This window comes from Tenacibaculum sp. 1B UA (genome assembly GCF_033978845.1).
Lineage (GTDB): Bacteria > Bacteroidota > Bacteroidia > Flavobacteriales > Flavobacteriaceae > Polaribacter.
Map to the genome: position 1 here is coordinate 11,099 of NZ_JAKVUA010000009.1, position 23,669 is coordinate 34,767.

The window sequence follows — 23,669 nt, forward strand, 5'->3', positions numbered from 1 at the left end:
TTATCTTTTTAAAACTAAAAACCCTTTCTTTTCTGTTGAATTTCCCCCTTTTGAAATTTTTATATTGAAAAAGTATGTTCCTACTGGCAATTTATCACCTCCCATACTTGTTAGCTTATTGGCAACACCTCTAAAAACATTAAACTGGTTATCATATCCTTTTATCTGGAACACCATATCTCCCCACCTATTAAAAACAGTTACTGAATTGTTAGGATATTCTTCAATTCCTTTTATTTCCCAAAAGTCATTTACTCCATCACCATTCGGAGAAAAACCATATTTAGTTTCTCCTACTAAACCTCCTTCTGTTCTAAAACTAATCTCTGAACACCCCACAGCTTCGCCAACTGTATTGTAGGGTATCACTGACACATAAATTATGGTGTCCTCTGGTAAATTAATAGCTAAAGTATAGCTCGTTCCTACTACTGATTCATTGTTTACAATATCTGTTCCGTTTAAAGTTGTTCCGATTGATACATAATATCCATCGGCGTCAGAAACAGTGTCCCAACTAATTCCTGTACTAACGCTAACATTCGTTGCTTCGTTGCTTGGAACTGTGATTGTGGTACAATTCGGTGCGGTTGGTACTATTTCTGTAGTAAAGCTAATTTCAGAACACCCTGTAGCACTTCCTACCGAATTGTACGGAGTTACCGATACATAAATTGTTGTGTTCTCTGGTAAATCACTAGCTAAAGTATAACTCGTTCCCGTTACTACTTCATTGTTTATAATATCTGTTCCGCTTGAAGTTGTTCCAATTGACACGTAATATCCATCGGCGTCAGAAACAGTATCCCAAGTAATGTTTGTATCGACTGCTACATTAGTTCCTCCATCACTTGGAACTGTGATTGTGGTACAATTTGGTGCGGTTGGTACTATTTCCGTAGTAAAACTAATTTCTGAACATCCCGTAGCACTTCCTACCAAATTGTACGGAATTACCGATGTATAAATTGTTGTGTTCTCTGGTAAATCACTAGCTAAAGTATAACTTGTTCCTACCACTGATTCGTTGTTGACAATATCGGTTCCACCTGAAATTGTTCCGATTGATATATAATATCCATCGGCGTCAGAAACAGTGTCCCAACTAATTTCTGTATTAACGCTTACATTCGTTGCTCCGTTGCTTGGAACTGTGATTGTGGTACAGTTGGGTGCGGTTGGTACTATTTCTGTAGTAAAACTAATTTCAGAACACCCTGTAGCACTTCCTACCGAATTGTATGGAATTACCGATACATAAATTGTTGTGTTCTCTGGTAAATCACTAGCTAAAGTATAACTCGTTCCCGTTACTACTTCATTGTTTATAATATCTGTTCCGTTTGAAGTTGTTCCGATTGATACATAATATCCATCGGCGTCAGCTACTGCATCCCAACTAATTCCTTTACTAACACTAACATTCGTTGCTCCGTTGCTTGGAACTGTGATTGTGGTACAATTTGGTGCAGTTGGTACTATTTCTGTAGTGAAACTAATCTCTGAACACCCTGTCGCATTCCCCACTGAATTGTAAGGTATCACAGACACGTAAATTGTCCTATTCTCTGGAAAATCGCTCGTAGGATTGTATGTTGTTCCTGTTACCGATTCATTGTTTACAATATCGATTCCGCCTGAAGTTGTTCCAATTGATATATAATATCCATCGGCATCTGCCACTGTATCCCAACCAATTCCAGTACTAACACTAACATTCGTTACTCCGTTGCTTGGAACTGTGATTGTGGTACAGTTGGGTACATTTACAACTGCATCTCCTGTAGTAAAACTTTCTTCTACACAACCTGTAGCGTCTCCCACGGCATTATATGGGGTTATGCGAACATAATGTATTCTATTTGCTTGTAAGTTTTGAGTAAAACTATACGAAGTAGTATTTCCTACATCAATACTATTTACAACTTCTATCCCACCTTGAGTAGTTCCCACACTTACTAAATACCCGGTTGCTTCTGCAATTGTATTCCAAGAAATATCAGTATTCAACGGAACGTTCGTTGATCCATTTATAGGATTCACTAAACTTGTACAACTAGGTACTACTGGAATAAACTCTGTTTTAAAAGATTCTTCTCCACAACTTGTTGCATCACCTTCATCGTTATAAGGAACTATAGTTACAAAAACATCAGTGTCTTCTGGTAAATCTATAGGTAAATCATATGTTGTACTGTTACCTACATCAAAACTATTAAGAATATCTGTTCCACCTGAAGTAGTTCCTACTGTAAGTCTGTACCCATCTGCATTGCTTATAACATTCCATTCTAAATCCGTACTAACAAACATATCTGTACTACCAGCAAGTGGTAAGGTTAAATTAGTACAATTTGGTACTGTTGATGGAGTTGTAGACACCGTAAAGCTTTCTTCTACACAAGGTCCTACTGCATCTCCATTTTCGTTTGAAGGCACAATAGTAACATAAACTGTTTCTCCTCCTGAAAAATCTGTAGCAAATTCATAAGTGGTAGCATTTACAACAGTTTCGTTTATTATGGTTCCTGAAGGTTCAATTCTAATTGTTAAAGCATATTTGCGTGCGTATAAAACAGGTTCCCAAATAAGATTTGTGTTTACAGGAACATCAGTTTCTCCATGTAAAGGAGCTGTTAACTGTGTACACTCTGGAATAGGACAATCTAACACATCACCCGTAAAAGACCATCCAAAATTATCTATCATTGATTGTCTTTCTTCTACAGCATCACAATAGGGAAGAGTATTAGCTCCTAAATTTATTCCAGGTGTTAGTGTTTGTTCAGACCATGCAATAAGCGTATTGTCGTAATTCACTCTAGTAAGAGCTGTATTATCTAACATATTCTGCATGTTAGTTACACCACTAATATTCCAATCACCTAAATCTTGATTAAAAACTGTAGCGTTATTAAACATAGCATTCATCGATACCGTATTTAATAACCATTGGTTTAAAGGTTGATTAAACAAACTTGCTCCTTGAAACATTCTATCCATGTTTGTTACTGCTGTAGGCCTCCAATTATTCATTGGTTGATTAAAGTTTGTTGCACCATTAAACATATCTTGCATGGTGGTTACTCTCCTGATATTCCAACTTCCAATAGCACCATCAAAGGCTGTTGCTGTTTGAAACATGCCTTGCATATTAGTTACCGATGCTACATTCCAAGAGTCTAACGGTCTATTAAAAGACGTTGCTCCTCGAAACATTTCTTGCATGGTGTTTACAAAAGAAACATTCCAATTATTAACATCTTGATTAAATGCAGATGCTCCATAAAACATTTCAGCCATCGTTTGTGCTTCGCCTGTATTCCAATTTCCTAAAGGTTGGTTAAACATTTCTGCACCTTTAAACATTGATTCAAAGTTTGTAACTACTGAAACATTCCAGTTTTCCAATGGATTATCAAAAGCAATAGCTTCTTCAAACATTGAAGGCATTAACGTTACTGAGCTTACATTCCAAGAATTTAATGGTTGATTGAAAACTGTGGCTTGTTGAAACATTTGGCTCATATTAGCAACAGCACTTACATCCCAAGAGTTTAATGGCCGATTAAATGCTTCTGCTCTTCGGAACATTCCTGACATATTAACTACTGAGTTTACATCCCAAGAATTTAACGGCTTGTTAAACATTTGAGCATTGTAAAACATGTAACTCATGTTCGTTACGTTTGTTACATTCCAAGAGTTTATATTTTGATTAAAAGCTCTAGCACTCTGAAACATGCTCTGCATGTTGGTTACTGAAGAAACATTCCAATTACTCAGGTCTTGATTAAAAGAAGAGGCGCTTTCAAACATCGAAATCATGTTTGTTACAGCACCTACATTCCAAGAGTTTAAAGGTTGATTAAAATCAACACATCTCTGGAACATTTCAGACATATTTATAACACTACTTACATTCCAATTATCAATATTTTGGTTAAAAGCCATGTTTAAAACAAAACCATTAAACATTTCAGACATATTGGTAACATTACTTACATCCCAATTATTAAGGGGTTGGTTAAATGCTTCTGCTCTTTCAAACATGCTACTCATATTAGTAACACTACTTACATTCCAATTATTTAGATTCTGATTAAATACTTTTGCGTTTTGAAACATGCCTTCCATATCTGTAACATTTTCTGTGTTCCAATTTCCTATGTCTTGATTAAACTCTACAGCTCCACCAAACATATAATTCATATCAGTAACATTACTTACATCCCAATTATTAAGCGGTTGGTTGTAAATTGAAGTTCCACTAAACATACTACGCATGTTAGTTACACTACCTACATTCCAATTATTTATGTTTCCATTAAATTTTCTACATGAGCTAAACATTCTTTCCATATCTATTACATTACTAAGATTAGGAATATCTGTAGCATTGTACTCCATATTTGCACAACCATAAAAAGCTTCGTTCATACTTTCCCAAATTTGATTACCCCATTGATCTATAGATAATAATTTATGAGAATCTCCTACATATTCATGTTTAGGGGAAGGAAAAACGCCAATAATACTTACGGTATAAATACCTGGGGTAAGATATGTGTGTGTAATATTCCCTGTTACATTATGATCGTACTGTCCATCTCCCCAATCTATAGAATAGTTATAAGTAAGGTAGTTTGGGTAGCCTGAATTTGTTTCTATTTCTAATTGATTCGTAGGACTAGTATAACTTAATACTTGTATGCTTGTGTCATAAGTAAGTTTGAATGCATCTGGGCTATTTACCCAACTTTCTATTACTGTAAAACTAATTTCTTGGCAACCTGTAGCTAGTCCTTCATCGTTATACGGAACAACTGTTACATATACAGTATCTCCTGCTATAAATTCATTGGTAAAATCGACTCCTACAACATTTCCTACGTCTTCATTATTATATATAACCTGTGAAGTCGCTCCATTTTCTCTTCTCACACTAATTCTATATCCTGTAGCGTTAGGTGCTGGTTTCCAACGAATATCACTATTTGCTGGCACTTGTGTATCTCCATCTTGCGGCATGGTTATTTGAGTACATAATACATAAGAACAGTTTACAATATCTCCTGATATAGTCCACCCGTTGGTATCTATTAAGTTTTGTCTTTGGCTTAAAGCATCACAATAATTTAGATTCGTCGCCCCTAAATCAACATTATTTTGAACTGTTTGAGCATTCCAAGCTATAAGAATATTATCATAGTTTTCTTGAGAAATACCGCTATTCGATAACATGTTTGTCATGTTTGTAACACTAGATATATCCCAGACTCCTATGTTTTGGTTAAATGAAGTAGCCTGATTAAACATATAAGACATGTTTCTAGCATTTCCTGTTTGCCAACTGCTTATATCTTGGTTAAAGGACGTAGCTCTATCAAACATATATTGAAAATCAGTGATATTACTTACATCCCAAGTATTTAAAGGTTGGTTAAAAGCTTCTGCTCGTTGAAATATATTACGCATATTAGTAATATTGCTGACATCCCAAGTATTCAATGACTGATTGAAAGCTTCTGTTCTTTCAAACATACTTTCTACATTGGTAACCTTGCTAACATTCCACAAACTAATATCTCGATTAAAAGCAATAGCGCCTTCAAACATTCCTCTCATGGTAACAACATTACTTACATTCCAAGTTCCTATACCTTGATTAAAGCCTGAGTTATCTCGAAACATATAGCTCATATCAGTAACATTACTTACATCCCAATTGCCTATAGGTTGATTAAAAACTGCTCCCCAAGCCCATCCATCAAACATACCTGACATGTTTGTAACATTACTAACATCCCAATTATTTAAAGGTTGATTAAAGGTTCTGTTTCTAAAAAATAGCTTAGACATATTTGTTACATTACTAACATTCCATGTATTTATAGGTTGGTTGAATTTAGCTTGACTAAACATTCCCTCCATTGTTGTAACACTACTTACATTCCAGTTGTCTATTGAGCTATTAAAATTAGAACCTTTAAATGTGTTATTCATATTGGTAATATTACCAACATTCCAATTATTCATTGGTTGATTATAAACACTTGTATCGTAAAAGGCCCCTTCCATATTAATAACATTAGCTACATTCCAATTATTAATATTTTGATTGAACTTACGGGCTCTATATAAAAAGTTTTCTAAAGTAGTTACTGCTGATGTATTCCAGTTATCTAATGGTTCGTTGAATTCTCTTGCATTATAAAAAGTGTAAGACATATCTATTATACTAGATGTATCCCACTGATCTAAAGGTCTATTAAAAATTTCGCAATTCATAAATAACCCTGAAATATTAGTTATGGTGCTTACATCCCAATTGTTCATAATACCATTAAATAATGAACAATCTCTAAAAGCATTTTGTAAGCTAGTAGCTTGACTTAAATCTGGTGGAGTAATAGCATCAAAATTTAGATTTGAACATCCATAGAATGCATTTTCCATACTTTGCCATTGAATAGTACCCCAGGACAAGATTTCGATAATTTTATTGACGTCTCCAGTATTGTTGAAATAAATTGCTGGAAATGTACCCTCTATTTTAACAGTGTAAGTTCCTTGTGTCGCATAAGTATGTGTAATGTCTCCTGTTACGTTTGAATCGATATTTCCATCACCCCAATCAACGGTATAAGAATACGTATAAGCTGAATTGGTTGGTATTCTTATCTCATTAGCTCCAGAAGATCCTGCACTAATATTTGCTGTGTTCCACAAAGATGTGAACGACTGCGAAAACAACTGACTGCTTAAAATAAAAAAAAGTACTACTAAACTACTTCTTAAAAGTTTACACATAAATTCCTTCATTCTTTTTAATATAATTTTTAACCCTTCTATTTTAATCAAGCATCTTTTTTTTATATATCACATGAAGTAAAAACTACCCAACCATTACATAATGGTTTAATATGTTTTTGTTTGTTTGATAATATTACCAACTCAAACTGAATCTTCATGTATAAAAAATAATAGCTAAGTACTACTTAATAATATCGTTTATATTAAGTAATAGGGCGCAAGATATAACCGTTTGATGTTATAGAAGTATCATTCTAAAGAGTGGAACCTAATTTATTAGTTTTTTTCGGTACTCTGATGGAGTATAACCCGTTTGTTCTTTAAACACACGGTTAAAAGTAGTTTTGCTTTTGAAACCAGAATCGTAAGCAACAGCAAGTATTTTGTAATCTTTGCTTGTAGATAATTGTAACATTTTCTTGGCTTCTCTTATTCGATATGAATTGATAAGTTGGTAGAAGTTTTTATCAAATTCAAACGAAAATACTTCGGATAAATGATGACTACTTAATGATAGTTTTTTTGCAAAGTTTGCTTGAGTTAAATCGTGATTTAAGTATATCTTTTCTTCTTCTATTACTTTTAATATTTTTTGCTGGTAAGAAACTCTATCTTCTTTTGACAATGAGGAGTTTTTATATTTCTCAGAAGTTTCTTTTATCTTTTCCGTTATTTTATTTGTTTCTTTTATAACACTTTTATCTTCATTCTTTTTTATGTAAATCCAAAATACCCCTCCTAAACCAATTACACAAAACACACTAAACCACAATAAACTTTTTTGTTGTTCTGAAAGTAATGCTTTTGTATTTTCTTGTGCTAAAACTGTTTCTTCTCTTGCTCCAATTTCTGCTTTTAACTCTTCTGTAATAGCTTTTTTTTGATTCTTAAGAAAACTTATTCGGCTCTCGTTATATTTCTTTTCTGCGCTTAAGTAAGCTGTTGTTTTGTTTTGCTTTTGATATATTATGGTAAGGTTCTCATAACATATCATTTCTATTTCTTCTATGTTTTTTTCAGAAGCTATTTTGAGCGCCTGTTTTAAATACTCTTCCGCTTTATTATAATGTTCTAACTTTAAATTTGCGACTCCTAAATTGACAAAAATCCATGCTTTTACTCTAGTATTTTTTTCAAAAGCCTTATACTTTCTAGCTCTATTAGCTACTTCAACTGATTTTTCATATTCTTCTAACTTATAATACGAACTGCTAATGTGGTTTAATGATGTTAAAACAATACTTTCATTTCCTGTTTCTTCTCCTATTTTTTTTACCTGCTGCGCATAGAATAATGATTTTTCCTCGTTATTTAAAGCAGAATAACTTATTGATAAACCGTTCAACGCAGCCATTTTTATTAAGTTTGGCTTCTTTGTATAAGCTGCTTGCTTTAATACCTTCTTCATGGTTTCTATACTCTTTTCATAAAGCTCTACATTATTGTATATATTCCCTAAGTTAACCAGAACTACAGTTTCAGCTTGCTTGCTTTCTGGTATTGTTTTAGCAATAGTTAAAGCTTCTTTATACAATGCGATACCTTCTACATATTTTGTTTGCATATTTAAGCTTATTGCTTGATTAACCATTGCTTTTACTTGTAAAGCTTTTAGGTTGTTCTTTTTAGAGATATTGTATAGAGAATCACTGTAAATTTTATGGAGCTTGTAATTTCCTTCTGTATAGTTTTCTTGTAATTTTTCTAAATAACTCTCTGCTTTTTTCTGAGCATTTAAAAGCTGTGAATCTGTTTTATCTTGACTATAAAACTGGGATACAATACTAAGTAATAAATATGTAGTTATATTTTTAAACAATCTCTGTTTATTTTTCACAAAAGTACGTCAAAAATATTTTTCCTTTTTCCAACTATAAATCATTTTTTCAAAACAAAAAAGTGTCTTGTAGATATGATAACATACTACATGACACTTCTTATCAAAAACCACAAAAACTTGTGTATTTACTTAGTCGGTTTTAGAGAGTTTAAATTATTAACAATCATATACTCTAATAGTACTTCTTTTGAGTAATTGCCAAACAAATTATCAGAGTCAAACAAACGGCTCTCTAATCCACTTAAATATAATTTACTAAATAATTCAAGGTCTACATTAGGCCTTATTTCTCCTTCTTCTTTAGCTTCTTTTAATAGGTTCATTACATCTGTAGAAACAACATCTTTTGTAATTTCTTTGTAAGCATTATAAGCATTCGGGTAGTACTTTTTTAATCCAAAAATAAATGAGGGTTTAAATTTTACCACATACTTAAAAACTACTTCATATATTTCTATTACTTTGTTTAATGCTGGTCTCTCAGATTTTAGAATAGGGTCTATATCAATCTTAAATTCATTTATTAGCTCTCTAATACTCTCAATTATTAATTCTTCTTTTGAAGAGAAACAAGCATAAATGGTTTTTTTTGAAATTCCGAGTAGCTCAGCTATTTCATCCATTGTAGTATGCTTACTTCCAAAGGCTATAAACTTTTCTTTGGCTACTTTAATAAGTTTTGCCCTATTACCCATTATCATCTATTTACTTCCAACCGCCTCCTAATGCTTCATATAAGTTTACAACACTTAACAACTGATTTAATTTGTTGTTAATAACATTTAACTCAGCATTTAAAGCTCTTTCTCTTGCTGTTAATAAGTCTAAATAGTTGGCATATCCATTTTTTAACAACTCTTCTGAGTTCATTTCTGCTCTTCGTAAAGCTTCAACCTCATTTTGTCTGTATTCAAATTTTTCGGTTTCCGCATTATAATCGAAAAGTGCATTTGAAACCTCATTTCCAGCGGTTAGCAAGGTCTTTTTAAAACTTAATAATGCTTGTTCTTGCTGTGCTTTAGCTACCTCATGTTGTGTTTTAATTTTTCTTTGATTGAAAATGGGTTGTGTTAAGCCTCCAATTATGTTTGCGAACAAAGAATTTGCACTTAATAATTCATCAAGTTCCAAACTTTGAAACCCACCTGTTGCGGTTACTGTTAAAGACGGATAAAAATTACTTTTAGCAACATTAGTCATCTCAAAAGCATTAATTAAACCATATTCAGCAGCCATAACATCTGGTCTGTTTCTTAGTAATTTCGCTGGAACTCCTATTTTAACTACCTCATCCAACTGTTGTTGTGAAAGTTTGCTTCTTTCAACAACTACCGATGTTCTTCCTAACAATAAATTTAGTGTATTCTCCGTTTTAAAAATAGCTGCTTCTAAATCTACTTTTAGTGCTTTTGCATTATTATACTGCGCTATATTTTGATCTACTGCTACCTGATTTACTTGTCCAGCATCTTTAAGAGCTTTAATCGTGTTTACACTACTTTCTCTCGTTTCAATGGTTTGTTCGGTAACTTCTAATTGAGCATCTAAAGCTAGTAATTGATAATATGTTGAAGTTATTGCAGAAACTAATTGTGTTTTTACCGCTTGATGTGCTGCTACACTTTGCAAATAACCTGCTTTTCCTGCTCTTTTATTGCTACGTATTTTACCCCAAATATCAGCTTCCCAAGAAAGGTTTCCTGTAATTTCATACTGATCTATACTACCATTAAAAAAAGACCCGAATTGACTGTTTTTTGCCAGTTCTTGGTGTGTAGCTTTTGCTCCAACACCTATACTTGGTAAATATCCTGCTTTACCTTGTTTCATATAAGCTTCAGCAGCTGCCATTTGTTGTAGTGCTACACGAATATCAAGGTTATTTTGAAGCCCTTCATCAATATATTTTTTTAAATGAGCATCAGTAAACATATCTTTCCAAGACACATCTGCCATTGAAAGACTATCTTGTGGCAAATTATCTGTTCTATACAAATGTTCTGTTTCTTTTAGCTCAGGACGTGCATAATCCTTCGCAACAAAACAACTTTGTAGGGTTGTAGCCATTACGACTACAACCAAAGTTTTATTTAAAATAAATTTCATAATTAATCTTCTTTAATTTCAACAACAGTTGGTTTGCTTGATACTTTTTCTTGTAACCATTGGAATACTACAAATAGTACAGGAATAACAAATACCCCTATTAATGTACCAATTAATAATCCTCCCGCAGCACCAGTTCCAATAGAGTTATTTCCTTCAGCACCTACTCCTTTTGCTAATACTAATGGCAATAACCCAAGAATAAAGGCGAACGAGGTCATTAAAATAGGTCTTAAACGTACTTTTGCTCCCTCAATAGCAGAGTCGTATAAGCTTTTTCCTTGCTTACGACGTTGTATTGCGAACTCTACAATAAGAATCGCATTCTTAGCTAGCAGCCCTAATAACATAATCAAGGCAATTTGGAAATAGATGTTGTTCTCTAATCCTGCTAAATAAGTGGTATAATATGCTCCTGCTACCCCAATTGGTAACGAGAAAATTACTGATAATGGCAATAGGTAACTCTCATATTGAGCTGCTAATAAGAAATATACAAACAAAATACTAATCATAAAAATGATGGTAGATTGTCCTGATGATGCTATTTCTTCCCTAGTAATTCCTGAGTAAGCAACACTATACCCTTCTGGTAAATTATTTTCTGCTAATGTGTTTATTTTGGTAATTGCATCTCCTGAACTATACCCTGGAGTTACCCCTCCGTTTACAGTAACTGAGTTAAATAAGTTAAATCTATTTACCGTTTGCGGACCATATACACGTTCTAAGCTTACAAATTGAGAAATTGGTGTCATTTCCCCACTTGGTGTTTTTATAAACATGCTGTTTAAACTTTCTTCATTTATTCTATCTTCAGGTAACGACTGTACAAAAACTCTAAATTGCTTTCCAAATCTACTAAAATCTGCTGCGTAATTACCTCCAATATATCCTTGTAAAGCTGAAAGTATAGCACTCGTAGATACTCCTGCTTCTTTAGCTCTTTCTACATTGATATCTAATTCTAACTGAGGGAATCCAGTATCAAAAGAGTTAGAAGCAAATGCTATTTCTGGCTGTTGATTTAACAAACCAACAAATTGTTTTGCTGTTGCATCCATTTCTGTTAGCGGTTTTGCTGCACGATCTAATAATCGCATTTCAAAACCATCAGCACTACCAAAACCTGGCACACTTGGTGGTGTAAAGAAAATGATGTTCGCGTCTGGTATCGTTGCTGCTTTACCAAATAATTGACCAACTATACTTTTCACTGACTCTGCATCACTCTCTCTTTCACTCCAGTCTTCCAAAATAATAAAGCCCATTGCATACGAACTTCCTTCTCCTGAGAAAAAGTTTCTTCCACTAATAAACGATGCCCCTTTTATTCCTTCAATTCCTTTTATACTCTCGTATAGTTTTTCTGTTACTTCATACGATCTATCTAATGAAGAACCTGCTGGTAATTCAGCATTCATAAAGACTACCCCTCTATCTTCCGATGGTACAAAACCTGTAGGTATCGTATTACTTGCCCAGACAATTGCTAAAACACTTACTCCTAAAATACCTGCAGTTACCCACTTATGCTTTACTAAAAAGCCTAACGATTGGGTATATTTATTGGTTACTGCATTAAATCCTGCGTTGAAGGCATCGTAAAAACGTTGTAACAAGCCTTTTTTCTTATGATTTTCGTTATGTGGTTTTAATAACAATGCACTTAAAGCAGGTGTTAATGTTAAGGCGTTTACTGCAGAAATTAAGATAGCAACCATTAGCGTTACCCCAAATTGCTCATAAAATACTCCTGATGGTCCTTGTATAAAAGTAATTGGCACAAATACCGCCATCATTACCAATGTAATAGAAACAATTGCTCCACTAATTTCACTCATGGCAGAAATAGATGCTTTTTTAGCACTTTCTGCTCCATCTTCCAGTTTAGCGTGTACTGCTTCTACAACCACAATGGCATCGTCTACCACAATTCCAATTGCTAAAATTAAAGCGAATAGGGTTAATAGGTTGATAGAATATCCAAATAAATTTAAGAAAAAGAACGTACCAATAATTGATACTGGAACTGCTATTGCTGGTATTAAGGTAGACTTAAAATCTTGTAAGAAAATAAACACTACAATAAATACTAATAAAAAGGCTTCTATTAAGGTGCTTTTTACTTTGTTTACTGATGCTGTTAAGAATTTATTGGTATCGTAATTAATAATGTAATCTAGTCCTTCTGGAAAATCTTTCTTTAGGTCTTCTAATTTCACATAAATATTTTCAATAATTTCTTGTGCATTAGACCCCGGTGTTTGAAAAACTCCGAAGTTAAGTGCAGGGCTTCCATTTGTACGTGATAATGATGAATAAGAAAACGCATCTAATTCTACTTTCGCTACATCTTTAACACGTAAAAACTGTCCATTTCCTAAAGCCTTTACAACAACATTTTCGTATTCTTTTGCTGTTTTGTATCGTCCTTTATATTTAATTACATACTCAAAAGATTCTCCTGAATTTTGCCCTAAAGACCCAGCTGCTGCTTCTAAACTTTGTTCATTAATTGCTGCAATTACTTCTCTAGGTTCTAACTTATAAGATGCCATTTTTGCTGGATCTAACCATACTCGCATCGAATAGTCTTTTGCTCCAAAAACATTTACTGCTCCCACTCCAGAAACACGTTGTAATTCTGGTTTTACGTTTATATTTAAGTAATTTTGAATAAAAACATCATCATACTCAGGATTTGTAGAATAAACTGCAGCATATAATAATGCTGAATTTTGTTGTTTTGCTGTAATAACTCCTGCTCTTGTTACCTCAGAAGGTAATAACGCATTGGCTCTAGCAACTCTATTTTGTACGTTTACAGCTGCAATATCTGGATCATATCCCTGTTCAAAGAAAACTTGAATACTTGCTGTACCTGTATTACTTGCAGTAGAAGTCATATAAGTCATTCCTTCTACCCCGTTTATTTGTTCTTCTATAGGAACAATAACACTTTCTAAAATTGTTTCGGCACTCGCTCCTGGATAAGAAGCAGTAACCTGCACCGTTGGTGGTGCTATATCAGGATATTGCGTTACCGGTAGTTGTGTTAATGACAGTACCCCCAATATTACTATGATAATAGAGATTACTGTAGAGAGTACCGGACGCTCTATAAATTTTTGTAACATGATTTTCTTTATTATTTAAATACCGTATCAAATGAGTTAACTATGCTATCTAAAGGTGTTGGAACAGGTTTAATTTTTGCTCCAGATCGAACTTTATTTAACCCTTTTGCTAAAATTGTTTGTTCTGATTTTAATCCTGATTTTACTACATAAAGCTTTCCTACTTGCGCTTCAACTTCAATAGTTTTTTCAGCCAAAGAATCATTGTTCACTGTATAAACGTATACTTTACCTTGGCGTTCAAATGTAGATTCTGAAGGTATAACTAATGCCTCGTTATGTACTTTAGGTATTAGGATTGTACCGCTACTCCCATTACGTAATAAACCAGCTTTATTATCGAACTTCGCTCTAAAACTAATAGTTCCTGTCTGTTGGTTAATATCACCTGCAATGGTTTCAATAGTTCCTGTTTGCTCATACTCTTTACCATTAGCTAATAATAATTTTACTGGGGGTAGTTTTTTAATTTTCTCATCCATCGTAGTTCCTTCAGCGGAAGCAATGAAATTTAAAAACTCTTTTTCATTCATAGAAAAGTATGCATATACATTTTTTATAGAAGCTACTTTTGTAAGTGGCATTGCACTTTGTGCACTTACCAAAGCTCCTTTTCTATAATTAATTGAACCTACAAATCCGTTTACTGGACTTTTTATATTTGCGTAGTTAATATTAGCTATAACACTATTATATGTACTTTTAGCCTGTGCTAAATTAGCTTTGGCTGTTTCTAATTGTACTGGACTAATAATATTTTTTTCTACTAATGGTTTTAGCTTATTAACCTCTACCTGTGCTGTGTTTACAACTGCTTTTGCTGCTTCAGCATCTTGACTTAATGATTGTGTTTCTAACTTAAACAACAATTGTCCTTGTTTAACCTTTTGTCCTTCTTTTACTAAAACGTTTTTTACATACCCAGAAACCTTAGGTCTTATTTCACTATTTACTTCTCCTTCAATAGTTACAGGGTAGCTTTGATAATTAGTTATTGTTTTTTTAGTAACCTTAACTACCGGAAAAGGTAGCGTAGGTATCTGCTGTTGGTTTTGTTGTTGTTTTTTTTCACAGCTTGTAAAAAATAATGCAACAATGCTAAGAATAACAATACCGTATATGTGTTGATATTTCATTTTATGTATATAATAATTAGTGTTTGTGGTTTATGATTTTTTCTTTTAGTTTGGTTACAGATGTTATTGCTCCATCTAAAAATTCAATAAAACTGTCATGAAAACCAAGATCAAATTTATCTTCTTCTTTCAATGTTTTATTAATATCTTCTTTGTACTCTTTAACTTCTATATGTAATTCTTTTTCTCCTTCCCATTCTTCTACCATATTACTTATTCCTTTTAGCATTGTATCGCTATTAAGAATGAAGTATTTTTTTCTATCACCTGTTTTTGTAAAGTAACTTACTTGTTTTAATCCTTGTAAATGATTAAGGTGTGTTGAAATTGTACTTTTACTAGCACAAAGACCAGACACCAAGTCTTCAAAGGTTGTTCCTTGTTTTCCTGTTAAAATAATATGTGAAAATATTCTTGCCGCCACTGGAGCTAACTGTTCTTTTTTTTCTAAAAAAATCCCTAGCTTCTCAACCAATTCACATTTCTTCTTTTCTACTTGATTCATCTTCATTAAAAAATTTACGACGCAAAAATAAGTTTAGTTCGGAACAAACCGAACTAAACGAAGTTAAAAAAATGTTAATACCTTCTTAACAAAGAAGATATGAAGTCTTTTTCTTTCTCTTAGCTACATAACTTATTTCATTAAATAGTTATCGTGAAAAACTATCTTCTTACTCAAAAAAAGACTTTTAAAAAACAGAGAAACAATAATTAAAACCAAAAAAATAAAATTTTATTCATTGTTTTTGTAATGTTTTTTTATTATATTCACAAAGTATTAAGGATTTTAATTGCAATTAAATAACGTTTAAAATTGTGATTTCTCTCCTCTTACACCCCCTTAAAGTTAAAATACTATTTACTGTCAATAGCTAGTTATTGACTGTTGGAAACTAGGTAATTCCTTTTTTGGTTTTACTGGAACACATTTAAGTTTTTTAAATTTTAAGTCTCTCGCATTATGATTATTTTTCTCTTACCTCATCAAAAAGGTTAGCTATAGTTAAACACTATTATTTTTAACCAAATTTTAAAGAACCAACCTACTGTTATTCCAATAACTACACAGTTGCTTTTATAGACTACCAATATTTGGAAGTCTTATAACTAACTATACTCCCCGAAAAAATAAAACCTGTTTCTTTACTTTGTTAGAAAATTAGCTATCAAACCCTAAGTATTTAAAAGCTATTTGTCAACATTTTAATTAATGTAATGTTGCCTCTCTATTAGGAATTGGCAATGCTTTACAATGTCTAACCAGCCAATTATTATGAAAAGAATTACCCATACGTACTTAACGTTGCAAAAAATTTGCATACAATTTAAACTCACTTCTTTATTTTTCTTGTTTTTGATTCTTTCTTCATTTTCTAAAAATAGAAACTTAAATGACAATATTAATTATTCTCCACCTATAACCGTTCCTTGTAACACTGATTCTCCTGTTGCTATCACTTCAACTAGTTTCACTGATTTGACTGTAACTGAAAATACTAATGGACTTTGTTTATTGGGTTGCGGTATTTCAAACCTCAACAATTTGACAGACACAAATCTTTCAAACTACACTACTATTTCTACACTTTTAGGTTTAGGTGTAACTCATACAATAACAGTAACAGATAATACCACGGATGAATTTTTTGAAGGAGGAAGCTATGCCGGTTTTTTAATAGAAAATGGCTCTGTTGCTCAAATAGATTTACTAGGAGCTATTACCATAAGAACCTACCTAAACGGTGTTCCTCAAGAAACTAATTCAGGAGCTACGTTAGTAACACTTGGTAGTTCTTTATTAAATAATGATCAATTTTACGTGGGTTTTTACACTACATTAGACTATGATAGTATTGAAATTTCGGCAGCTAGTTTAGCTGGTATAGCTTCTAGCACCAATATTTATTATCCTGTTACTAATAGTTTTTGCATTGGTCCTAATTTAGAACCCAATACTCCTACTCTAATTAATAAACCTGATTTCCCTGCTCGTATCGTTGATGAACACACTGGAATGGGAGGTGTTTTAAATGTTGGTACCGTAACCAATACTAATGCTGCAGTAGATTCTAATGACAACTCATACGCTAGTATTGATTTCACTTTAGGTGTTATAGCTACTGGAAGTATTTCTATAAAAGACGAATTAACAAATTACCCTGCACAAACTTATGTAGGTTTTGATATTGAAAATGCTTCTATTTTAAACCTTGAACTACTCGATGGAATTACTATAACAACTTATTTAGATGGTGTTCAACAAGAAGTTAAAGCAGGTAGTTCTGAATTATTATCAATAGATAGTGGCTTACTATTTACTGGTACAGAACGATCACAGGTAGGTTTTGTAACTTCATTACCTTTTGATGAAGTTCAGCTATCAATTCAACAGACTCTTTCTTTAGATCTAGGGAGCACTCGAGTTTATGGTCTCATATTAGAAGCTTTTAGTGAAGGTGATTTAAACTGTGATACTGCTACATTACTAAACAACCCTTCTCAACCTGTTATAATTAACAACACAAATAATGGTATAAATGGGGTGGCTTGTGTAGCCTGTGAAGTAGATAATGCAACAAATGTTATTAGTGAAAGTGAATCTGACTTTGCTATGATAAATGTAACAACTGGTGTTGCTAGCACAGCTTCTATTTCTGTTGAAAACGTTTTAAGTAATTTTCCTTCTGGAAGTACTGCTGGATTTGTTATTAGAGACACAAATGACTTACTAGAACTAGACCTTTTAAATTCTCTAACTATAACGACCTACTTAGATGGCTCTGTACAAGAAACACAAACTGGGAATAATTTATTAGCTCTTGAAGCATTAGGGTTAATAAATATAACTCCATCTACAACTAATGGATATTATTTAGTAGGATTCCCTACCACACTTGAATATGATGAAATTCAACTTACAGTTAGTTCACTCGCTGCTACTATTAACAGCATTGAGGTTTATGGTAGTTATGTAGACAATTCCATAAAAATATCAGGTAACACAATAAAAGAAACTTCTATCGGAGCTTCAGATGGAAGTATTTCTTTATCCGTATCTGGAGGAACTCCTCCTTACACTTATTTATGGAGCCCTGGTAGTGAAACATCATCTTCTATTTCAGGATTAACCCAAGGAAATTATACTGTGACTGTAACAGATTCTAATGGATGTCAATCTACAGCAGAATATATTATTTATACAGACGGCGTACAATCCCCTATTCCTTGTAATACAGAAAACCCTGTAGCAATAACAAATGATAATTATACAGACTTAACAGTAGATGAAAACACTTCTGGACTCTGTGTAGTAGGTTGTGGTATTTCAAATGCTAGTAATATTATAGATACTGACCCATCTAGCTTTGCTTCCGTATCTACACTTATCGGTTTGGGAGTAACACATACTTTAACTATTACTGACAACACTGCTGGTGAATTTAATGAGTCAGGTGGTTATGCTGGTTTCTTGATAGAGAATACATCTGTGCTTCAAGCTGACCTTTTAAATGCTATTACCATAACAACCTACCTTGATGGAGCACAGCAAGAAACGAATACTAGCACTTCTTTACTTGCTTTAGACAGTCCTATCTTAGGCACTGATCAGTTCTATGTTGGTTTTTACACTTCAATGAATTATGATGCTATTGAAATTTCAATTGCTAGTTTGGCTGGAATTGCATCCACAACAAACGTTTACGCTGCTGTAACAAATAGGTTTTGTGAAGGGTCTGAATTAGCCTGTAACACCGCTACACAACTAATTAAGCCAAACTTTCCAGTTAGAGCAGTAGAGGAACATACTGGAAACGGTGGTCTTTTAACATTAGGGAGTGTAAACAATATTAATAATGCTATTGACTCTGATACCTCGAACTACGCTTCTATAAATTTATTAGCAGGTGTTGCAGGTACAGCTACTATAGCCTATAAAAATGAAATTACCGATTACACCGCAAATACTTTTGCTGGTTTTGATATTGAAAATACTACACTTTTAAACACTCAATTGTTTGATGCTATAACCATTTCAACTTATTTAGACGGAACACTTGTTGAATCTAAAACAGGCACAACCGAATTGCTCCCAATTTATTCTGGTTTATTATTAACGGGAAGTGAATCTGTACGACTAGGATTTATTACTACAGCTCCTTTTGATGAAGTACAACTTTCTATGACACAAACTCTTTCTTTAAACCTAGGTAGTACCAGAGTTTATGGAATGGTACTTCAATCTTTCTGTCCAGGAACGATTAACTGTGATGAACCTTATGTACTATCAAACCCTAGTAACTCAGTGATTATTAATAATGATAACACTGGAACTGAAGGTGTTGCTTGTATCGCTTGTGAAGTTGACAATGCTGTAAATGTTATATCTGAAGACAATTCTGATTATGCACTTATAAACATTGTAGCAGGTGTAGCTGGAAGCGCATCTATATCTGTTCAAGATGTACTTGTTGACTATCCATCTGGCACACAAGCAGGTTTTGTAATTAGAGATACAAACGACTTACTTCAAGCAGATTTATTGAATACACTCACAATTACAACTTATCTTGACGGCGTTCAACAAGAACAACAAACAGCAAGTAACCTACTTGCTCTTGAAGCTCTAGGTTTAGTAAATATTACTCCAACTAGCACAGATAGCTTTTACGCTGTAGCTTTTGATACTAGCACAGCTTTTGACGAAATCCAATTAACTATAGCCTCATTAGTTGCCGCAGTAAACTCAATTGAAGTTTATGGTGGATATATTGATGCGACTAACACTTCTTTTTGTCAGCAAGCAGACATTGCCTTATTAAAACAAGGTGTTTTTAATGATATAGACAATGACGGGTGCGCAAATCCTAACGAAACAATTACTTACACATATACCGTAACAAATACAGGTAATGTTAGTATTACCAATGTTGAGTTAACCGACCCTATATCTCCTTTTCCTTTAACATTAAATTCTGGTGATACAGATGGCGATAATGAGCTAGATGTTGATGAAACATGGATATACTCATTAGACTATATTATCACTCAAGATGACATTGACAATGGTTCGGTTACTGGTCAAGCAACTGTAACAGGAATTAGCACAGGAGGAACTAACGTAAATGATTTATCTGATGACAACAGCACTTTAGAAGACGACCCAACTGTAATCAATTTATGTCAAACTGAAGATATTGCGCTTATCAAACAAGGAACCATTAATGATGAAAATGGTGATGGTTGTAGCGACAATGGAGAAACAATAACCTTTATCCTTTCTGTAATAAATACCGGAAATACAACTTTAAACTCAATAGTCGTAACTGACCCTTTAATAACAGTTTCTTATACTTCAGGAGATACCGATTCAGATAATGAACTAGATGTTGATGAAACTTGGATATATACAGGATCCTACAGTATTACTCCAGTTGATATTACAAATACATTTGTTCAAAATCAAGCCACAGTACAAGCAAGTACTGTTTCGGGAGGCACAGTAAATGATTTATCAGATGACAACAGTGCTTTAGAAGATGACGTAACATCTGTTGATTTATGTCAAGCACCAGACATAGCCGTTGTTAAAACAGCAACCTTTAATGACGAAAACTCTGACGGATGTAGCAATGCTGGAGAAACATTAACCTACACAATAACAGTTACAAACCAAGGGAACACTGGCTTAATAAATGTTACTGTTAACGACCCTTTGCTAGGCGGAGTGGTTGCACTAGACTCAGGAGATATAAACACCAACAACACCCTTGACGTAGGTGAGGTATGGATTTATACTGCTAACTACATTCTAACTCAAAACAATATTGATACTGGTTCAGTTGCAAATCAAGCTACAGCAAGTGGTGAATCATCACTTGGAGTTGTTGTTACAGATTTATCTGATGACAACAGTGTTCTTGAAGACGACCAAACACAAACTACTCTTTGTCAATCTGATGGTATAGCACTTCTTAAAACAGCTACTTTCAATGACGAAAACACAGATGGATGTAGCGATGTAGGAGAAACTATTACCTACAGTTTTACTCTTACAAACACAGGAAACACTACCATTACCAATGTAGTTCTTACCGACCCAATGTTAGGTGGTATACTTACTCTTGCTTCAGGTGATACTGATAGCGATAATCAACTTGATGTTAATGAAACCTGGAGCTATACTGCTAACTACACGATTACACAAGCTAATATTGATACTGGTTCAGTAACCAATCAAGCAACTGTTACGGGGACTAGTATTGGTGGTAGTACTGTAAATGATTTATCAGACAATGATAATGTACTTGAAAACGACCAAACTCAAACTAACCTTTGTCAATCCGATGGTATTGCACTTATTAAAACGGCTACTTTCAATGATGAAAACACAGATGGATGTAGCAATGTTGAAGAAACAATAACCTACAACTTTACGCTTACAAACACAGGAAACACTAGTATTACTAATGTAGTTCTTACCGATTCAATGTTGGGTGGTACAATTGCGCTGGCTTCAGGTGATACCGATAACGACAGTCAACTTGATGTTAATGAAACTTGGAGTTATACTGCCAATTACACCATTACTCAAGCCAATATTGACACTGGTTCAGTAACCAATCAAGCAACTGTTACAGGTACAAGTATTAGCGGTAACAATGTAAGTGATCTATCTGATAACGATAGTATTCTTGAAGATGACCAAACGCAAACTAATCTTTGTCAATCCGATGGTATTGCACTTATTAAAACAGCTACTTTCAATGACGAAAACACTGACGGATGTAGCAATCTTGGAGAAACTATAACCTACAACTTTACGCTTACAAACACAGGAAACACTAGTATTACTAATGTAGTTCTTACCGATTCAATGTTGGGTGGTACAATTGCGCTAGATTCAGGTGATATCGATAACGACAGTCAACTTGATGTTAATGAAACTTGGAGCTATACTGCTAACTACATAATTACTCAAACCAATATTGATACTGGTTCAGTAACCAATCAAGCAACTGTTACAGGTACAAGTATTAGCAGTAACAATGTAAGTGATCTATCTGATAACGATAGTATTCTTGAAGATGACCAAACGCAAACTAATCTTTGTCAATCCGATGGTATTGCACTTATTAAAACAGCTACTTTCAATGACGAAAACACAGATGGATGTAGCAATGCTGGAGAAACCATAACATATAACTTTACGCTTACAAACACAGGAAATACTAGTATTGCTAATGTTGTTCTTACCGACCCAATGTTGGGTGGTACAATTGCGCTAGCTTCAGGTGATACCGACAACAACAATCAACTAGATGTTAATGAAACTTGGAGTTATACCGCCGATTACACGATTACTCAGGCCAATATTGATACTGGTTCAGTAACCAATCAAGCCACTGCTACGGGTACAAGTATCAATGGCAATGATGTAAGCGATCTATCAGACAACGATAGTGTACTTGAAGATGACCAAACACAAACTAATCTTTGTCAATCCGATGGTATTGCACTTATTAAAACAGCTACTTTCAATGACGAAAACACAGATGGATGTAGCAATGCTGGAGAAACCATAACATATAACTTTACGCTTACAAACACAGGAAATACTAGTATTGCTAATGTTGTTCTTACCGACCCAATGTTGGGTGGTACAATTGCGCTAGCTTCAGGTGATACCGACAACAACAATCAACTAGATGCTAATGAAACTTGGAGTTATACCGCCGATTACACGATTACTCAGGCCAATATTGATACTGGTTCAGTAACCAATCAAGCCACTGCTACGGGTACAAGTATCAATGGCAATGATGTAAGCGATCTATCAGACAACGATAGTGTACTTGAAGATGACCAAACACAAACTACTTTGTGTCAACCTAATAACAGTATTTCTCTTGAAAAAACAAGCACTTTTAATGATACTAATGGAAATGGATATGCTAATATTGGAGAAACCATAACATATAGTTTTATCATATACAATACTGGAGATTCAGTTTTATATGATATTACTTTGCAGGATAACTTACCTGGAATTACAATTAACGGTAGCACCATTCCTCAACTTTTACCGGGGGAAATAGATAACACAACCTTTACTGCTACTTACAGTATAACTGAGCAAGACTTAATTAACAAATTCGTCACTAATCAAGCCATAATCACCGCTGAAGACTCCTCTGGAAACTCAATAACTGACACTTCTGACGACCCTAATAACTTAGATGATATTGATGCTGACAATGACGGTGACCCAGATGACCCAACAATGACAGTTTTACCCATAGAAGAAGTTCCTTTTGAAGTTTTTAATGCTGTTTCCCCTGATGGAGATGGGGCTAATGATTTCTTACGCATTAACGGTATAGAAAATTACCCTAACAACAACCTTAAGGTTTTTAATAGATGGGGCGTTTTAGTTTACCAAACTGATGCCTATGGAACTAATGGAAACTTATTTAAGGGAATTTCTGAGGGACGAGCAACAGTTAGTAAAGATCAAAAGTTACCTACAGGTACTTATTTCTATATACTAACACGGTGGAACGCTAACCAAGAAGCTATGACTAACAAAGGGTATTTATACCTAAAAAGAAATTAAAAAACACAAAACCT

At 33.7% G+C, this 23,669-nt stretch carries 8 protein-coding genes; 1 reads left to right on the forward strand and 7 read right to left on the reverse strand.

Features of this window, described 5'->3' with window-relative positions; all coding sequences use genetic code 11:
• From MK851_RS08560 to MK851_RS08590, 7 genes are all read right to left on the reverse strand, one after another.
• Positions 1-6,864, reverse strand: coding sequence for a BspA family leucine-rich repeat surface protein (locus MK851_RS08560; protein WP_320243150.1), 6,864 nt, complete (start codon positions 6,862-6,864; stop codon positions 1-3).
• A 220-nt stretch (positions 6,865-7,084) separates the two neighbouring features.
• Positions 7,085-8,635, reverse strand: a complete 1,551-nt coding sequence (locus MK851_RS08565; RefSeq protein WP_320243152.1) for an AraC family transcriptional regulator — start codon at positions 8,633-8,635, stop codon at positions 7,085-7,087.
• A 146-nt stretch (positions 8,636-8,781) separates the two neighbouring features.
• Entirely contained in the window at positions 8,782-9,351 is a 570-nt protein-coding gene (locus tag MK851_RS08570) for a TetR/AcrR family transcriptional regulator (RefSeq protein ID WP_320243154.1), read from the reverse strand.
• A gap of 10 nt (positions 9,352-9,361) precedes the next feature.
• Positions 9,362-10,762 (reverse strand): efflux transporter outer membrane subunit, encoded by a 1,401-nt coding sequence (locus MK851_RS08575; protein WP_303510828.1) that lies wholly within the window; start codon positions 10,760-10,762, stop codon positions 9,362-9,364.
• Positions 10,763-10,764: 2 nt separating this feature from the next.
• Positions 10,765-13,902, reverse strand: a complete 3,138-nt coding sequence (locus MK851_RS08580) for an efflux RND transporter permease subunit (protein WP_320243156.1) — start codon at positions 13,900-13,902, stop codon at positions 10,765-10,767.
• An 11-nt stretch (positions 13,903-13,913) separates the two neighbouring features.
• Complete coding sequence (locus tag MK851_RS08585) at positions 13,914-15,038, reverse strand: efflux RND transporter periplasmic adaptor subunit (RefSeq protein ID WP_320243158.1); 1,125 nt, start codon at positions 15,036-15,038, stop codon at positions 13,914-13,916.
• Between the two features lie 16 nt (positions 15,039-15,054).
• Entirely contained in the window at positions 15,055-15,549 is a 495-nt protein-coding gene (locus tag MK851_RS08590; protein WP_115901884.1) for a GbsR/MarR family transcriptional regulator, read from the reverse strand.
• A 765-nt stretch (positions 15,550-16,314) separates the two neighbouring features.
• Between MK851_RS08590 and MK851_RS08595 the strand changes: the two genes are divergently transcribed.
• Positions 16,315-23,655: a gliding motility-associated C-terminal domain-containing protein gene (locus MK851_RS08595; RefSeq protein ID WP_320243162.1), complete on the forward strand. Its 7,341-nt coding sequence runs from the start codon at positions 16,315-16,317 to the stop codon at positions 23,653-23,655.
• Positions 23,656-23,669 lie beyond the last annotated feature (14 nt).